At 49.0% G+C, this 14,639-nt stretch carries 14 protein-coding genes; 2 read left to right on the forward strand and 12 right to left on the reverse strand.

The genetic code is table 11. From position 1 onward, the window contains the following. Positions 1-4: 4 nt before the first annotated feature. The 10 genes from LG201_RS02970 to LG201_RS03015 all read right to left on the reverse strand — a co-directional run bounded on the left by LG201_RS02970 (position 5) and on the right by LG201_RS03015 (position 11,147). A complete protein-coding gene (locus LG201_RS02970) occupies positions 5-1,105 on the reverse strand; it encodes a FecCD family ABC transporter permease (RefSeq protein ID WP_226770687.1) in 1,101 nt (366 codons plus the stop codon). After that, positions 1,102-1,941, reverse strand: coding sequence for a heme/hemin ABC transporter substrate-binding protein (locus LG201_RS02975; protein ID WP_226770688.1), 840 nt, complete (start codon positions 1,939-1,941; stop codon positions 1,102-1,104). The genes LG201_RS02970 and LG201_RS02975 overlap by 4 nt, the downstream gene beginning before the upstream one ends. Before the next feature lie 18 nt (positions 1,942-1,959). Continuing rightward, positions 1,960-3,003 carry a hemin-degrading factor gene (locus LG201_RS02980; RefSeq protein WP_226770689.1) on the reverse strand — a complete coding sequence of 348 codons (1,044 nt, stop codon included), beginning with the start codon at positions 3,001-3,003 and terminating at the stop codon, positions 1,960-1,962. A gap of 47 nt (positions 3,004-3,050) precedes the next feature. After that, positions 3,051-5,357 carry a TonB-dependent receptor domain-containing protein gene (locus LG201_RS02985; RefSeq protein ID WP_226770690.1) on the reverse strand — a complete coding sequence of 769 codons (2,307 nt, stop codon included), beginning with the start codon at positions 5,355-5,357 and terminating at the stop codon, positions 3,051-3,053. A gap of 85 nt (positions 5,358-5,442) precedes the next feature. After that, the gene (locus tag LG201_RS02990; protein ID WP_226770691.1) at positions 5,443-6,069 is read right to left on the reverse strand and encodes a PEP-CTERM sorting domain-containing protein; all 627 of its coding nucleotides are present in this window, start codon (positions 6,067-6,069) and stop codon (positions 5,443-5,445) included. Between the two features lie 53 nt (positions 6,070-6,122). Continuing rightward, positions 6,123-6,743, reverse strand: a complete 621-nt coding sequence (locus tag LG201_RS02995; protein ID WP_226770692.1) for a PEP-CTERM sorting domain-containing protein — start codon at positions 6,741-6,743, stop codon at positions 6,123-6,125. Positions 6,744-6,831: 88 nt separating this feature from the next. Next, the gene (locus LG201_RS03000) at positions 6,832-7,527 is read right to left on the reverse strand and encodes a PEP-CTERM sorting domain-containing protein (RefSeq protein ID WP_226770693.1); all 696 of its coding nucleotides are present in this window, start codon (positions 7,525-7,527) and stop codon (positions 6,832-6,834) included. A gap of 150 nt (positions 7,528-7,677) precedes the next feature. Next, positions 7,678-7,893 carry a hypothetical protein gene (locus LG201_RS03005; RefSeq protein WP_226770694.1) on the reverse strand — a complete coding sequence of 72 codons (216 nt, stop codon included), beginning with the start codon at positions 7,891-7,893 and terminating at the stop codon, positions 7,678-7,680. A 124-nt stretch (positions 7,894-8,017) separates the two neighbouring features. After that, entirely contained in the window at positions 8,018-10,309 is a 2,292-nt protein-coding gene (locus LG201_RS03010) for a TonB-dependent receptor domain-containing protein (protein WP_226770695.1), read from the reverse strand. 142 nt (positions 10,310-10,451) lie between these two features. Next, positions 10,452-11,147, reverse strand: a complete 696-nt coding sequence (locus LG201_RS03015; RefSeq protein WP_226770696.1) for a PEP-CTERM sorting domain-containing protein — start codon at positions 11,145-11,147, stop codon at positions 10,452-10,454. Positions 11,148-11,446: 299 nt separating this feature from the next. Between LG201_RS03015 and LG201_RS03020 the strand changes: the two genes are divergently transcribed. Further along, entirely contained in the window at positions 11,447-12,244 is a 798-nt protein-coding gene (locus LG201_RS03020; RefSeq protein WP_226770697.1) for a ZIP family metal transporter, read from the forward strand. A 13-nt stretch (positions 12,245-12,257) separates the two neighbouring features. On the opposite strand, the gene LG201_RS03025 is transcribed toward LG201_RS03020, so the two are convergent. Both LG201_RS03025 and LG201_RS03030 read right to left on the reverse strand, forming a co-directional pair. Beyond that, positions 12,258-12,602: a hypothetical protein gene (locus LG201_RS03025; protein WP_226770698.1), complete on the reverse strand. Its 345-nt coding sequence runs from the start codon at positions 12,600-12,602 to the stop codon at positions 12,258-12,260. 77 nt (positions 12,603-12,679) lie between these two features. Next, the gene (locus LG201_RS03030) at positions 12,680-13,300 is read right to left on the reverse strand and encodes a TetR family transcriptional regulator (RefSeq protein ID WP_226770699.1); all 621 of its coding nucleotides are present in this window, start codon (positions 13,298-13,300) and stop codon (positions 12,680-12,682) included. 106 nt (positions 13,301-13,406) lie between these two features. On the opposite strand from LG201_RS03030, the gene LG201_RS03035 reads away from it, so the two are divergent. After that, on the forward strand, positions 13,407-14,627 hold the full coding sequence (locus LG201_RS03035; protein WP_226770700.1) for an efflux RND transporter periplasmic adaptor subunit: 1,221 nt from the start codon (positions 13,407-13,409) through the stop codon (positions 14,625-14,627). Positions 14,628-14,639: the final 12 nt, after the last annotated feature.

Genomic DNA, 14,639 nt, shown 5'->3' on the forward strand with positions numbered 1-14,639 from the left:
GTTCCTATAACCCTATCTTGCGCCGCATGCGGAAAAGCAGTGCCAGGAAGAAGGGGACGCCAAGCAGGGCAGTAATGATACCGACCGGAATTTCAGTTGGCACTGCAATCGTGCGGGCCAGCAAGTCAGATAATAATACGAGGATAGCCCCGACCAAGCCGCAAGCTGGCATCACAACTCGCTGATCTGGCCCCACTGCAAGCCTCACCAGATGCGGCGCTACCAAACCGATAAAACCGATAATGCCAGTCACTGACACGACAGCGCCAACCGCAAGTGCAATACAGGCAATGCAAATCTGGTTCAGCTTGCGTACTGAAACTCCCAGTAGGCTAGCCTGCACCTCCCCCAATGCTAAGGTGTTCAGCGCACTGGCCTGCTTCAACAGAACAATCACTGCAAGGCCGCCCAGACAGGCGACCATGCCCACCATGGGCCAGGTGGCTGCACCGAGGCTACCTAGTGACCAGAAGTTGAGGGAACGCATTTGCAGGTCTGATGCCATGAAGGTCATCAGACCGATCAATGCGCCGCAGAGCGAGCCTATCGCAATACCCGCCAGCAGCATCAAGGCAATCGAGGTGCGGCCCTGGCGGGTGGATATGATGAAAATTAATATAGTCACCAGCAGGCTGCCGATAAAGGCAAAAATTGGCAGGGCGAATTCACCTATGCTTTCTTGCAGCGCTAGCATCCAGCTTCCACCTAATACGATGGCAAGAGAAGCAAATAAAGCGGCCCCTCCGGAAACGCCCACCAGGCTTGGTTCGGCAAGGGGGTTGCGCAGCAATGCCTGCATGGCCGCGCCTGATACTGCCAACGTCACTCCTGTCAGCACACCTAATCCCAGTCTGGGCAAGCGGATATTCCATAACACCATGGCTTGCTGTCTATATTCCTGAGGAATATCCTGCCAGCCCGCTGAAAATGGAGGGGTTGCTAATAGTTTGATCACCTGCAGGGGAGGAATATGCACTGCCCCTGTACCTGCAGCCAGCACAATGATGAGTAGGAGTACTAATCCCAGGAGCAGCAGTATTTTGCTTCTGGCGTGAATGCTGCGTCTTGCCTTCAAGGGCAGTGGGATGGTGCTGACACTACTCATGGCTTGCGTATGGCCTGGGCCAACTCCGTCACTGCTTCAGGCAGTCGGGGATTGAAACCCAGTAGATACTGCGTATCCATGCTGATGATGCGTCCAGATTTTCCTGCAGGGGTCATGCTGATGCCTGGCGTTTTGAGGAAATTTTGCAAGCCACCGCTGGCTTCCAGGCCTTCCTTGGTGGTGACAATCACATCAGGTGCTGCTGCCACTAAGGCTTCGGCGGTAAGAGGACGATAACCTTTGTATTGGCCTGCCATCACGTTTTCGCCATGGGCGAGTTTGATGATGGCATTGGCAGCAGTTTCATCACCAGCCACCTGTGCCCCTCGGCCAGAGTTATTCATGACGAAAAGCACCCGTGGCTGACCTGGCAGCCCGGCTAGTTTGCTTTCTGCCTGTTTCCAGGAAGACTCATATTGGCTGGCCAGTTTTTCGGTATTGCTTGCATTGAGTTCCTTACCTATCGCCCGGATGTCAGCAGCAACCTGTTGAGGGGTATGGCTACCATCGCTTAGTTGTACCACTTTGATACCGGCATTCCGCACTTGATCCAACACGTTACGCGGGCCAGCTCCGGCTTCGGCAATAATGATGCTGGCATTGGTCGAAACCAGCCCTTCAGCTGAAAGCGTACGCATATATCCGACCTTGGGGAGCTTAAGGGCTGCCTCTGGATAGACGCTGGTAATGTCGTTGGCAATGATTTCATTGCCTTTGCCTAGCGCATACACAATCTCGGTGACGGCACCGCCTATCGTCAGCAGTCGCTCAGCCGCCTCTGTAGCAGGGCTGATTAAAGAGATGCCAATGGCTAATACGATATACCAGCGTTTCATCCATACTCTCCTTCAGTTTCAGGCCAGGGCAGGGAGCTGGGCCACGATGTTACGCCAAGCTTCAAGTTCGGTTTTGCCAGGTTTACGCTCACCGAAGAATTGCGCCATGATCTCACCATGTTGGTCGAATACTTCCAGTGAAGTCACCGTGCCATCTTCTGTAGGTTTCTTGACTACCCAGGACTCCACAATCAGGTCTGTGCGTAGATGCAGGTTGAATGATTCATCCAGCACATTGATCCATGGTCCCATTTCCTTCACGTTCTTGATCGGCCCAGTATGAATCTGAATATTGCCAGGATTGCCGACAAAACACATGATGCTGGTGCCATCCGCAGCTGCCGCTTCCAGCATGAGCTTGGTGGCATTATTGAGCACCTTATACGCATGCCCTTCAGGTGCCAGTCGTAAGCCTTGAGTCCGAGCCACCCCAAATTTTCGCAGCAACATAAAGAAATCGTGTGTGTCCTTCATAGCCAGCCAGGCGCTGGCGAAACCTGCTGCGTCGATTTCGCTATCTGGCTTGACTGCAGGAGCTGGTTTGGCAGCTTCAATTTGCTGGCCCGGTGTCTGGTCATCACTACGATATTTTTCTACCAGCTCATGCCAGCCTTCTACATTGCTGAAGTCTTTCAGATGGATTTTATGAATGGCTGTGCCAGTGGCGTCGTAGAACTGCAGGCTGCGTTGCGTGCCTTTTTCGGATTCTTCGCTGACCGCATAGCCATGCTTCCATTGCGAATAAAAAATGCGCAGATCGATATCGGGGCCGACTACCAGGCCTACGTGGTCGTAGGAGATATTCTCGTAAGTCCCCAGCTTTTCATGCACGGTGCTTTCATTACGGGTCAGCGCCATGACACGACCCAGTTTTGGCACATCCGCAATAATCTCATTGAACGGGCCATTTAAGCGTATCGCTTCGTGACCAATCGCATTGGCAATGGCCTGGCCCTCGCTGATACCAATCGCTTGTGCGGCCTCACGATTACGTAGTTTTTGTTCTTTTTTTGCGATGTGAAAAGCCTGGTATTGCTGTTCTGATGTCGAGAGCTGGTTCATGCTGATTCCTCGTTGTTAGCGCTTAATTTAAAGAGATATTAGGACTATTAGTAAATAAATTCTGCATAAAACTTGATATTGCGACCAGGAGCTGCCAAGCCGAGTTGCCCGGCGAAACCACCATCCAGGTTATAAAACTTGTCGGCCAGGTTCTCACCCACCAGCCTGAAATTCATACGTTTGCTGGGCGCCCAGCGTAAGCCAGCATTGAATAATTCGTAGCCGGATTGTACTTCCACGCCTGAGGTCGGGCCAGGTACATCCGCGGAGTAGTAACGATCAGAGACATGGCGGTAATTCAAGTTGATATCCCAGTGTTCCCCTAGCTTACTGCCTAACACCAGGTTGAATGTATCGCCGGGAATGGTGTAGAGGTGGTTCGACACCTTGGCGTTGAAATAGTAAATCTTGCCATCTATGCGTGAATAACCGGCCTGCATATAGAAATTACGGTAATACAGACTGTTTTCGAATTCAAAGCCGTTGCGGATTTCCAGGGAGTCCTGCAAACCGCTTTCCTGAATCAGATTACTGGTATGGCTACGGAACAAGGTGCCTTTGGCATGTAATTCAATCGCTTGGCCAAACAAATTCGGATGAGTGTAACTAAGGCCTGCTTCGGTATTTTCCACGCGCTGTGTTTTGTAGACGCTATCGCAGGATCCGCCATCGGCTGGGCAGGAGCTGGCGCTTTGCAGTTTGCGCGAGCCATCACGACCACTATTGGCCCATAACACACTGATAGGCACCACACGGAAACCCTGCGCGTAGTTAGTAAATAGAGTCAAGTGACGGGGAACTGCGTCGAATGCCAGGCCTAGATTAAAGATTTCCTCACTTATATTGATCTTGGATGCCTGATTTTCAGATGCCAGCATGCCCTTGGTTTCGCCTGTGGCCTGGAGTTCGATAAAGTCCCGGCGATAGCCTGGGGTAATGGTCAGTTGTTTGTAGCGGAACTCAGGCTGGATATAAAAAGAGCGGGTTACCTGGCTGCCGGTCGCGGGTTCCTGTGAGACGGAGCTTGAGGCAGGATTGCCATAACTACGCTCAAGGTCGCGCTCCTGCTTGAAGTATTGCAAGCCAGTCAGCAAGGAAATTCTGATGTCCTTGTTTTCATAAACACGGGCGGTATTGGCAATATCGAAATTCTTGTTCTTGAAATTATAGGCATCAAGTCTGTCACCACGGCAACGGTTTGCGGAGATGGTGGGCGAGAGCGGAAGATTGGTGCTGTTGCTATATGCCGTATAGCCTATGCAGTGAGAAGCAGCGTTGTTGGAATTGCCTATCCAGCCAAAGGGCAGGGTTTCATCTTGCTTTGTGTGACCTATGCCCAGCGTGGCCTTGAGATTAATCCAGGGAGTATCCGGGGTAAAGTGGATGGTCTGGGCGATGGTTTCCTCATCAATCGCGCGTAATACATAAGGACTGCTGGTGAACAGCGAAGCAGTGACGGTATCGTAAAGTTGTACAGTCGGGCTTTGTACCAGCTTGCTCAGGGAAGTGGAAATACGTAACGAATCTACCGGAATAATGGTGAATTTATAAAGTTCAGCTACGGTACCAACCTGGGAGTTAGCGAGTTTTTCACCATCGCCTTGCGTGATGTCATTTGATTGACGATTGGTATAGCTATAGAGCAGGTCTATGCGTTCATGGGGTCGGGCATAGGCAATATATGAACGAAGGTATTCATCGTTGTTATTTCCATAGCCGAACTTGACTCTGCCACCTACGCTTTGGCCTAGTAGTAAGAAATCCTCGGCATCCTTGGTCACTGTCTTGACAGCACCACCCAGAAAGCCTGAATTGTTGCTGATTTGTGGGCCACGACTGATCTCTATCGATTTCAGCAGATCAGGCTCGATATAGGTGCCCTTGGAGCGATACTTGTCATAATTCTTGATCACCCCATCAACAGAGACGGCCACATCGGTTTCGGTATAGCCACGGATATTGAAGGCCATCCCATTTAGACGAGGTCCACCGGCGATATTGACACCTGGTGTCCCACGCACGGCATCAAATACCGATGAAGCCTGCATGCGTTGCAGATCTTCAGCGGTTATCTTGGTAATGGATTGTGTAGGGTTGACGCGCTCCTCGCGGATGCGGCTGCTTTTTACGCTGACTTCGGGCAAGGTGTTCACTTCTGGGCTACCAGCTTTGCTGGTTGCGTTTGGACTCCGCGTCGGGTCGGGGGCTTGGGTAGACTGTTGAACGGGTTCACTTGCTTGTGCCAGCTCATTCTCCTCATCCGCTGCCAAGGCCTGCGGCGCTGGTTGGGATAGCAGGACTGCTAATACCAAACATAGATGGAAATAAGCGATACTAGGGCTGGCAATGGTCATCTTTGCTCGAAATACATCATCTTCAAATGGATACTGGCTCTGGCATACAGCAGGCTATATGCCAGAGTATTCAATAGCTCAAAGTTTACTTGGCTTGCTTGCGTGCACGTCGGCCAGCAGCACCAAGCATGCCTAGACCCAGTGCCAGCATGGCGTAGCTGCTAGGTTCAGGAACGGCGGTCACAGCCACGGTGGCCAGAGCAATCTGGTCAATCAGGATATGCGCGGTCGATGCCTGGAACTGGAAGGTGTAGAGGTCACCGCCAGTTACGCCTTTCCAAACCCAGTACAGCTCTTCTTCAGTGCCTGCACCAAGATCGGCAGCAGCCGTGTAGCCCAGTATGCTGCTGGCACTTACACCATTCAGGGTGGCGGTGCTGACCAGTGGATTGCCTTGGCTGGCAACACGTAGGTACACGTCAAACACGCCAGCGGTACCCGCCAGAGTGCCAGTAACGGTAGGGATGCTGTTGAACGTGTAAATGTTGGTGTCAAATAGGAAACCACCTGCAGGAGACAGGCTGATGGAACCTGTACCAGATTCAGGAGTGTTGTCAAAAGCAGCACTATCGAAAGTGTTCCACTCGGCAAACTGAGCCAGAGTGCTAGAGCCCCAAGGGGTGGCTGAGTCCCAAACATTGCCCGCAGCTAAGGCGGAGCCGCTGAAAGCGACAGAAGCGGCAAGGACGATCAGAGAAAACTTGTTTTTCATGGTAAATCCTTAAATTTTTTGAATATCGGTATGAAATAGAAGATTGCTTCTGTTTAAGCGCGCTTGCGGCGTGCAGCAAAACCAACCAGACCCAGGCCAAGGGCGAGCATGGCGTAGCTGCTTGGCTCTGGTACAGCTGTTACAACGGCCAATGCCAGTTGATCTAGGCTCAGGTGGGTTTCATTCGCCTTGAAGTTGAAAACATAAATGCCGGCAGCGCTGACATCGTTCCACTTCCAGTACACTTCCTGCTCCACGCCACGGCCGGAAGACAGGTAGGTCTCAACCAAGGTGGCGGCCACACCGTTCAGGGTGGCATTCGTATTGAGCAGCGTGCCTGTAGTAGCAGCGCGTAGATAGACATCAAAGGTGCCAGTGGTGTTGGTACCTAGCAGGGTGGCGATAAAGTTGCTGGTATTCGATGCGTTATAGATGTTTTTAGTGGAGGTCAGACTTGCTGCCGAGCTGGTTTCGGTCAAGCTTGCACCAGTGCCGAACTCAGGTGTGGCGTTATGGAGCGAAGAAGTGAAGTTATCCCAGGCTGCGTATTGTGACACCAGCGAAACGTCCCATGGTGTTGCTGAGTCCCAGAAATTTGATGTGGCAAATGCGGATGTTGCAAAAGTGGTGCTTGCTGCCAAAGCAATGGCAGATAGTTTTGTTGATAATGTCATGTTTAATTACCCCGGTAGAAATGAAAAGTACCAGCCCGCTATGAGCGCGGGCCAGTACATTGGTATTGCCTGATTTTGCTTTTATTAATTAAGCGTTGTTCTTACGTGAGCGACGGCCCGCAAAGGCAAGTACGCCCAAGCCAAGCGCCAACATGCCGTAGGTGCTTGGTTCAGGAACTGCGGCAACCGCAACAGTAGCCAGCGCCAGTTGGTCCAGGCTGGTATGGGCGGTCAGGTCAGTCCATGTGAAGGTGTACAGGTCGGCGCCGGTCACGTTATTCCACACGAAGTAGAATTCACGCTCAGAATCTTCCAGGCCAAACTGGGTACCGTTGTACTCATAGAATGTTTGAACTGAAGTAGCAGCAATGCCATTCAGGTAAGCGCTAGAGGAGGGTGCAAGACCTAAAGTCGCTACGCGAAGGTAAACGTCAAACACGCCACCAGTGGTGCCAGCCAGGGTGGCTGTGTAGGCAGTAGCGTTTTCACGGAAGCTGTAGATGTTGTTGGTTGAGGTGACAATAGGGGAGCCAACTGCGCTCAATGTGCCGTCAGTAGCACCTGCAACATCAGGGACAGAAGCGGTGTAGCTGGAAACAAAACCGTTGCCCACATTGGGGATTGGGCCTGTGCGAGTCAAAGAGTCGAAGAAGTTCCATTCTGCATAATCAGTTACTGCAGAGCTACCCCAAGGCGTTGTTGTGCTGTCCCATTCATCTTGTGCTGCAAAAGCAGCGGAGCTGAAGGCAATGCCAGCAGCGAAAGCTAAAGCTGAAATTTTCATGATAAATACCTTATTCAAGTTGAGTGTTTTATAACCCTTCCTCTTGAAGGCGTCCTCACTCAATTCAACATTTAGGCTTACGGACTCACACCGTTAAGCAATGTAATGGTTTACGCTCTATGAGCGGGCGAAACCATAAAACCAATCTTATTAATCGACTGTTACTGGACTGTTCTTGTTTTCCAATACGGCAGGCTGGAAATCCACTACAAAGCGATACTGCTTGCCACAATCAATAATAATTTCCTTTTGTCCTCGGCGTAGCAGGCGAATATCTACCTTGAGGCTACCAAACCCATCATGATCAATCAGTTCATCAAGTAGGTTGATTAAGCAGGTTTTTACAGGTGCTTTAGGCGGTAGCATGTTGATAGGGGTTTCGCTTTTATACTTAAGGAGTGACTGTGTGAACATTAATCTTAATATTAATTTAAATAATAACAATTATCATTGGTAATATCAATAGGTTGATTGATTCACTGCATTGAATTTAAAAACTTATCTCGGCAATGAGGCGAATATTGCGTCCCGCAGCTCGATTACCCTTGAAACTTGAGAAGTCTTGACCACCGTTCAGGTTGTAATCTTTGTTCTTGATATTTTCCCCCAGTAAGCGAAATGTTAGATTCGAGGTGGCGATCCAATATAGTCCGGCATTGAATACCTCATACCCGTCATGAGCCTCGGTTGTTATACATGGCTCCGATAAGCAGGCCATTCGGGCAGAAACTTTTCTATAACTGGCGTTAATTCCAAGATTTTTCAGTAACTGTGTACCCACGGTGAGATTCAGGGTTTTTGCAGGCACTCGGTAGAGCTTGCCTGATGCTGAGGTGCTGTCAGTTCCCCAAGTATTGGAAAATGAGACTCTGGCAAAAGAATCCCGATAGAGCAGGCTGGCTTCAATTTCATTACCTTTTCTTCTTTCAACACCATCTTGGCTAATATGTTCGGTCACTGGGTCCATTTCGAATGACGTGAGGAGATGTTCGGTTTCAATAGTGAAATACGTGAATTTGGAAGTCAGTTGCACTTCGCTATCGAGTAGCCGCGGATTCTGGTAGCTCAAGCCGATTTCGCGGGAGAGTGAGGTCTGCAATTTGTAAACATTCCCACACAGGTAGTTGGTGTCGGGTGTATTGCATTTTCCAATGCCTTGATACTGGTTTGCTGCAAACCCATATCGATCAAAAAAACCATCGCTTGCTTCGTTGTGATAAGAGAAGTATTGATTGAATGAGGGTGGCCTAAATCCCTGGGCGTAATTGCCGAACAAGGTGAGCTGTTTGGGAATGAGATCGAAAGTCAGGCCCAGGCTGTAGGTTTTGTGAGTAAAGCTGATCTCATCAGGCAAACCTTTTTCGGCCAAGTGGTTCTTGACTCGTTGTTCGATGCTGCTGACGTCGTACCAGTCGATACGAAAGCCGGGAATAATGCCCAGCCGGTTAATTTGGAGGCGAGGTTGTGTATAAAAGGCGCTATAGGCTTTCTTGCCTGAGATGCCCTCGGCCCAGAATCCATCCGCAGGAAATGCCAAGTCAAAAATGGAATTTCCTTTGCTATCGGTTGTTCTTCGAATATCAGTCTCAATAGCTCGGTGTTGCAGTCCAGTCAGCAGGGAGAAATTTAACTCTCCCTGGCTATAGAGGTTGGCGGTATTCGTGATGTCTATTGTTGTGCTTTTGACTTTTTGCTTGTGGTAATCACTCCTGCACGGCTTAATGGCGCCTGATGCTATGCAGGAACTATTTCGCTTCATGCCTGGACGCGATTCATCCTCGAGGTCGGTGTGTCCTCTGCCTATGGTTGCTTCAATGTTGATCCATGGGTGGTTGGGGTTCCAGCGTATGGTTTCAGAAATACTCAGATCTTCAATCGTGCGGATGACGTTGCCGAACATGTTTTGGCTGGAGCCGGTGGCATCGTATTGTTGCAACCCAGATTCCTCTAGCAATACTACAGAGGTAGCAAGTTCTAGATTTTCCGTGGGGAAAATGCTTATTTTTAGGAGTTGCGACTTGGAATCAACGTTAGATGCATCCAGTTTGCTGCCATCAGTGTGAGTAATGTCATTGGAGTTTCGATAGGAGCGATTGTATAAAATGTCGATAGCATCGTGAGGGCGCGCGTAGACTAAATAGGATTTCTGGAGTTCGTCATTATTATTGCCGTAGCCAAGTTTTAACCTTCCACCAAAATGTTGTCCGGGTTTGAGTAAGTCGGCAGCATCCTTGGTTCTGACGAGGATAGTGCCTCCTATAGAACCTGAGCCGCTAGAGATTTGCGGGCCGCGTTGTACTTCAATAGATTTCATCAGTTCCGGCTCAACAAAGGTACCTCCAAACCGGTATTTCTCAAATCCCTTGGGTACGCCGTCAACGCGCACCTGAACATCTTCACTGTCATTAAAGCCACGTACGCTGAAAGTCATACCACTTGGACGTGGGCCACCTTCAATTCCCACGCCAGGTACATCTCTCACGGCATCAAATATGGTCGCTGGCTGGGTGCGCTCTAGTTCTTTGGCTTCTATCGTGGTGATGGTTTGCGTGCGGTCAATGGTGACGGCATCCTGTTTGATGCGGCTCGCGCTGACACCTACTTCTGGCAATATATTATTGCCTTGGCTCTCTACTGCAGGTGTCGTGCGCTGCTGATTTTTATTTGTGGGAGTCTCTGGATATGCGGTTCCGCTAGTGTTTGCTGCAGAGATCGTTTCGCTAGAATCGTCCTCACTGGCAAAAACTGCTTTGGCATGCAGAGATAAAACAAGTGCTACCACGTAACTACATAGTAGTAACCTGGAATGGTTGATGGTCATGATGGTGGTGGGCAGGTAACATACGAATGGAAATCCGGCATCCTGACTCTAACTAAAGTAGGGGGATGCCGGAGCTAAATACAAGTAACTTTATTGACGTTACCTAGCCAAGATTTTTCCGACGTGAGCGGGTGCCCATCAAGCCTATTATGCCAAGACCGATAGCCATCATTCCATAAGTGCTTGGCTCAGGTACGGCTGCCACTGCGATGGTTGCCAATGCCAGTTGGTCCAGGCCAACATGTGGGTTGGCGGTTGCATTGAAGCTGAAGCGTTGGTTTTCTTCCGTGATGGCAATGTTATTCCAAACCCAGTAAGCTTCTTGAACATAACCTGAGCCCATACCTTCAAACTCTTCTATGGCATGGTATTGAATGATTTTTGAGGCTTCGAGTTTAACAACCTGACCGTTTACGATCGCATCCAGTGTTGCAATGTCTTTGTAAATCGAGCCATTAGTTTTGACCTTGAGGTAAGCGTCAAATACATCTCCCACATTGCCACTGCTGGTCAAAATGAAATTATAGTTCGCAGTAGCATCATTTAAACCGATATGGTAGAGATTCCCGGTGCTGGTTTTGAACACACCAGCGCTCGCATTGATTGAGGCGTTGCCGCCCAGTTTTGGAAAGGCATCTCGTCTTCCTATAAAGGTATCCCATTCAGCATAGTCAATAGTGTTCGAAATATCACCCCATGGATTAGCATCAAACCATACATTGTCAATGGCAAATGCTGATGCGCTGAAAGAGGCACTGGCAACGAACGCGAGGGCAGATAATTTTGTAGTTAAAGTCATTTTTGATCCTTTAATTGAGAGCACCCGGATAACCCTTCCCCGAGAAGGCGCTAGTACTCAATTGATGTAAAACCCACGGACTCTCACCGTTGGGACATTTATAGCGGTCCCTATGAGCGAGAGCGTTATAAATCTGAACTTTTATTAGGGTATCTACGTTAAATTCTTGGAGAGCTTGTCGTATTATTCTTTCATTGAAAGATAATAATAACTATTATTATTTAGATTAACATGGTACGCTCAAAAAAAGCAATCCCTGGCGGAAGTAAAGCATGGCATATCCCGTATAATTTGCGCTTATGTCTATATTGCTAATGATTATTTTGGTCAGCTTTGCTGGTGGTGTGCTCAGTGTCCTGTGCGCAGCTTTTTTTGCATTGAATGCGAAAGCTGCGTGGGTGCCAATGTTGATAAGTTATGCGATTGGTGCCCTGCTAGGTGCAGTATTCCTTGAGATTTTGCCTCATGCTTTTGAGGTGGCGAGCAGCATACAGTCGATGTCTGCCACTGTGCTCCTTGGCATATTGCTGTTTTTCGTATTGGAAAAACTGGTCCTGTGGCGACATTGTCATGGAGATGCGTGTGAAGTTCATGCCTCTCCGCATGAGCATCATGGTGGACACTCTCATGGTATCCATGATCATGGTCGTAGTGGGCTCATGATCATGATAGGGGATACATTCCACAATTTTGTGGATGGTGTGCTTATTGCAGCAGCATTCATGGTGGATATCAGGCTTGGGATAGTGACGGCGGTCGCCATCATCGCCCATGAAATCCCACAAGAGGTGGGGGATTTTCTGATCCTGTTGCATTCGGGATACACCAAGAAACAAGCGCTGGTGTTTAACCTAGTCTCCAGCATGGCAACCCTGATTGGTGGGGTGATTGCTTATTTTGCATTGCAGTCTATCCAGAGCTGGATTCCTACCATCCTGGGGCTGGCCGCTGCCAGCATGATCTACGTAGCGGTGGCAGATCTGATTCCTGGTTTGCATAAACGCACCGAATTGCGTGCTACCTTGCAACAGGCTGTGTTAATTGGCCTTGGTATAGGGTCGATTTGGTTAACTGGGGTGTTGTTGCATGCAGGGTGATAGCTAGTTTGCTTTATGAAGCATTGGTAGTTGTTATTGAGCTGAATAAGTCTGGTATTAAAGGGGCAGGGCGCTGTGAGTCAGCACGATCTTCCAGAAAATCCATGGTGTAAGGGCAGCGCGTAGGTTTGCGTATGGATTTACGTTTTTTGCCGGTAGAGGCTGTGTTGATATAGGGGGTCTGGCTAATCCGTACATAGCCGGACGTTTGTAGCTTGGCTGATGTGGTTTCAAACAGGCTGAGAGGGTTGTCTATATTTTGCAGGGTGATAACGTTTTTGCTCACCTTTAGCACGTTATACATGACGAATCTGCTACCAGATTGTTTTCCGTAAATTTCGCCAGTAATAATATCCAAGATTTCCCTTTCGCTATATGTTTCCAATCATATCGTTATGATCGATAGCTGACAAGGATGATGAGATTAATTATTGCTTAACTTACTCTACGTAGTTGCATGTGGTTCTTGATGAGTTGAATGGCGTTGTTTCTAAAAATAGTACTAGTGGTATCCTTAACCCACATATGAAGCAAGCCTGAGAAGAATAGATGAGAGTCCATTGCTAATGCTGCTGGGTTATGGTTTGGATGAAGTTGGTTCTTGAGCTGAGCGCGTTCGTAGATCAACTGAAATTTATCTACGAAATACTGGCAATTGTTAAGGATTTTTTGCAATACAGATGCGAACTCATCTACATATTCACACTTACTCATAATAATTTCATAAGTTTGTTGAGTGGCTAGGTCTTCAGAGAGCATGCGGATGATGTCGCAAAAAAAGCTTTCAATGGTACCTAGGGGATCTTCAGTGGTTTCGTCCAGCATTGCAGCATCTAGCTGGTCAATAAATGGTAGGAAAGCCTGATCACGCAAGGCGTGGAAAATTTCCATTTTGTTCTGGAAATGCCAATAAACAGCGCCTCGTGTTACTTCGGCATGAGAAGCAATATGTTCTATAGTCGTGCGGCTTACACCGCGAGCTACAAATACTTCACGCGCTGCAGTAATGATGCGCTGGCGGGTAAGTTCTGCGTCTTCTTTAGTTTTGCGGGCCATACTTTAACCTTTGAAAAACTTGTTTACATACATTCATGTTTGTATATAATATACATTCGATTATGAATGTAAGCAAGTATTTTGTTTATAAGACATGGAGTTATATATGGAAGTGCGTGTGAGCAATCAGGGCAATATCAATCATAGAGGGCTAGGGTCTAGCAAAAAAATAGTGGTTGCCATGATGGCGGCACTCACTCTTATTTCCTGTAGTAAGAGTGAGCAGCAAGCCGGTCCGCCTGGTGGTGGACAAGCATTGCCGGTTACCGTGCTCTCAATCGAACCTACCAGTGTTCCTGTTAGTGCGGAAACCGTGGCTCAAACGGAAGGCGCGCGCGAAGTGGAGATTCGTCCACGTGTTGGTGGCATCCTTCTGAAGCGTTTGTATGAGGAAGGCTCCGCAGTGAAGGAGGGGCAAGCCCTATTCCAGATTGATCCTGTGCCTTACCAGATTGCTCTTGCACAGGCCAAGGCGCAGTGGGCGCAACAGAAAGCCAAAATTGATCAGACTCAGCGAGAAGCGGATCGTCTAAAAGGTTTGCTTGAGTCGCAGTCCATCAGTCAGCGCGAGTATGACAATGCGGTATCCGACAATTCAGTAGCTCAGGCCGCTTTGCAGCAGGCTGAGGCCAGTATTCGCGAAGCTGAGCTTAACCTCTCTTATACTAAAGTGACGGCCCCTGTCAGTGGGGTTTCTGGCCGCTTTCAGTTTTCTGAAGGAGCCCTGGTTTCTGCTAACGATAGCCTCCTGACCACGGTGGTTCAGCTTTCCCCAATCTGGGTACGTTTTAGTTTGTCTGATAATGAGCTAGAGCAGCTTGGTGGTCGGTTGACAGAAAAGAATGTCCAGAAGATCAGCCTGACGTTGCCTGACGGCAAGGAATATAGCGAAAATGGCAAGCTCAACTTTGCGGCTAGCCAAATCGATCCTACCTTGGGCACGCAACAGTTGCGCGCTACTTTTAATAATGCAGACAAGCAACTGATTCCTGGTCAGTTTGTGCGTGCCAAAGTCACTGTTGGTCAGCGTGATGGTGTGTTCCTGGTGCCCCAGGCTTCGGTCATGAGCTCTCAACAGGGCAAGTTTGTATATGTCGTGAATGAAAAGAATGAGGCTACTGTACGCCCCGTTGTTGCGGGTAACTGGATTGGCAGCAATTGGGTAATTCTCAAGGGTTTGAACGCAGGCGAGAAAGTCGTGATTGATAACCTGATCAAGATTAGGCCTGGTGCACCAGTGCAGCCACATCCACCTGCGGAAGCTCCGGCTGCTGAAGGTGGTGCTCCACAAAAGGCAGCGGCTAATCCTTCAGGCAAACACGCTTAAGCGAGTGCAAAT

It is taken from the genome of Methylobacillus gramineus (assembly GCF_020532675.1).
GTDB classification, from domain to species: domain Bacteria; phylum Pseudomonadota; class Gammaproteobacteria; order Burkholderiales; family Methylophilaceae; genus Methylobacillus; species Methylobacillus gramineus.

What these genes read in the sequence shown, in the direction of transcription:
- LG201_RS02970 (WP_226770687.1), bottom strand. Translation starts at nt 1,105, where the DNA reads ATGAGTAGTGTCAGCACCATCCCACTGCCCTTGAAGGCAAGACGCAGC.
- LG201_RS02975 (WP_226770688.1), bottom strand. Translation starts at nt 1,941, where the DNA reads ATGAAACGCTGGTATATCGTATTAGCCATTGGCATCTCTTTAATCAGC.
- LG201_RS02980 (WP_226770689.1), bottom strand. Translation starts at nt 3,003, where the DNA reads ATGAACCAGCTCTCGACATCAGAACAGCAATACCAGGCTTTTCACATC.
- LG201_RS02985 (WP_226770690.1), bottom strand. Translation starts at nt 5,357, where the DNA reads ATGACCATTGCCAGCCCTAGTATCGCTTATTTCCATCTATGTTTGGTA.
- LG201_RS02990 (WP_226770691.1), bottom strand. Translation starts at nt 6,069, where the DNA reads ATGAAAAACAAGTTTTCTCTGATCGTCCTTGCCGCTTCTGTCGCTTTC.
- LG201_RS02995 (WP_226770692.1), bottom strand. Translation starts at nt 6,743, where the DNA reads ATGACATTATCAACAAAACTATCTGCCATTGCTTTGGCAGCAAGCACC.
- LG201_RS03000 (WP_226770693.1), bottom strand. Translation starts at nt 7,527, where the DNA reads ATGAAAATTTCAGCTTTAGCTTTCGCTGCTGGCATTGCCTTCAGCTCC.
- LG201_RS03005 (WP_226770694.1), bottom strand. Translation starts at nt 7,893, where the DNA reads ATGCTACCGCCTAAAGCACCTGTAAAAACCTGCTTAATCAACCTACTT.
- LG201_RS03015 (WP_226770696.1), bottom strand. Translation starts at nt 11,147, where the DNA reads ATGACTTTAACTACAAAATTATCTGCCCTCGCGTTCGTTGCCAGTGCC.
- LG201_RS03020 (WP_226770697.1), top strand. Translation starts at nt 11,447, where the DNA reads ATGTCTATATTGCTAATGATTATTTTGGTCAGCTTTGCTGGTGGTGTG.
- LG201_RS03030 (WP_226770699.1), bottom strand. Translation starts at nt 13,300, where the DNA reads ATGGCCCGCAAAACTAAAGAAGACGCAGAACTTACCCGCCAGCGCATC.
- LG201_RS03035 (WP_226770700.1), top strand. Translation starts at nt 13,407, where the DNA reads ATGGAAGTGCGTGTGAGCAATCAGGGCAATATCAATCATAGAGGGCTA.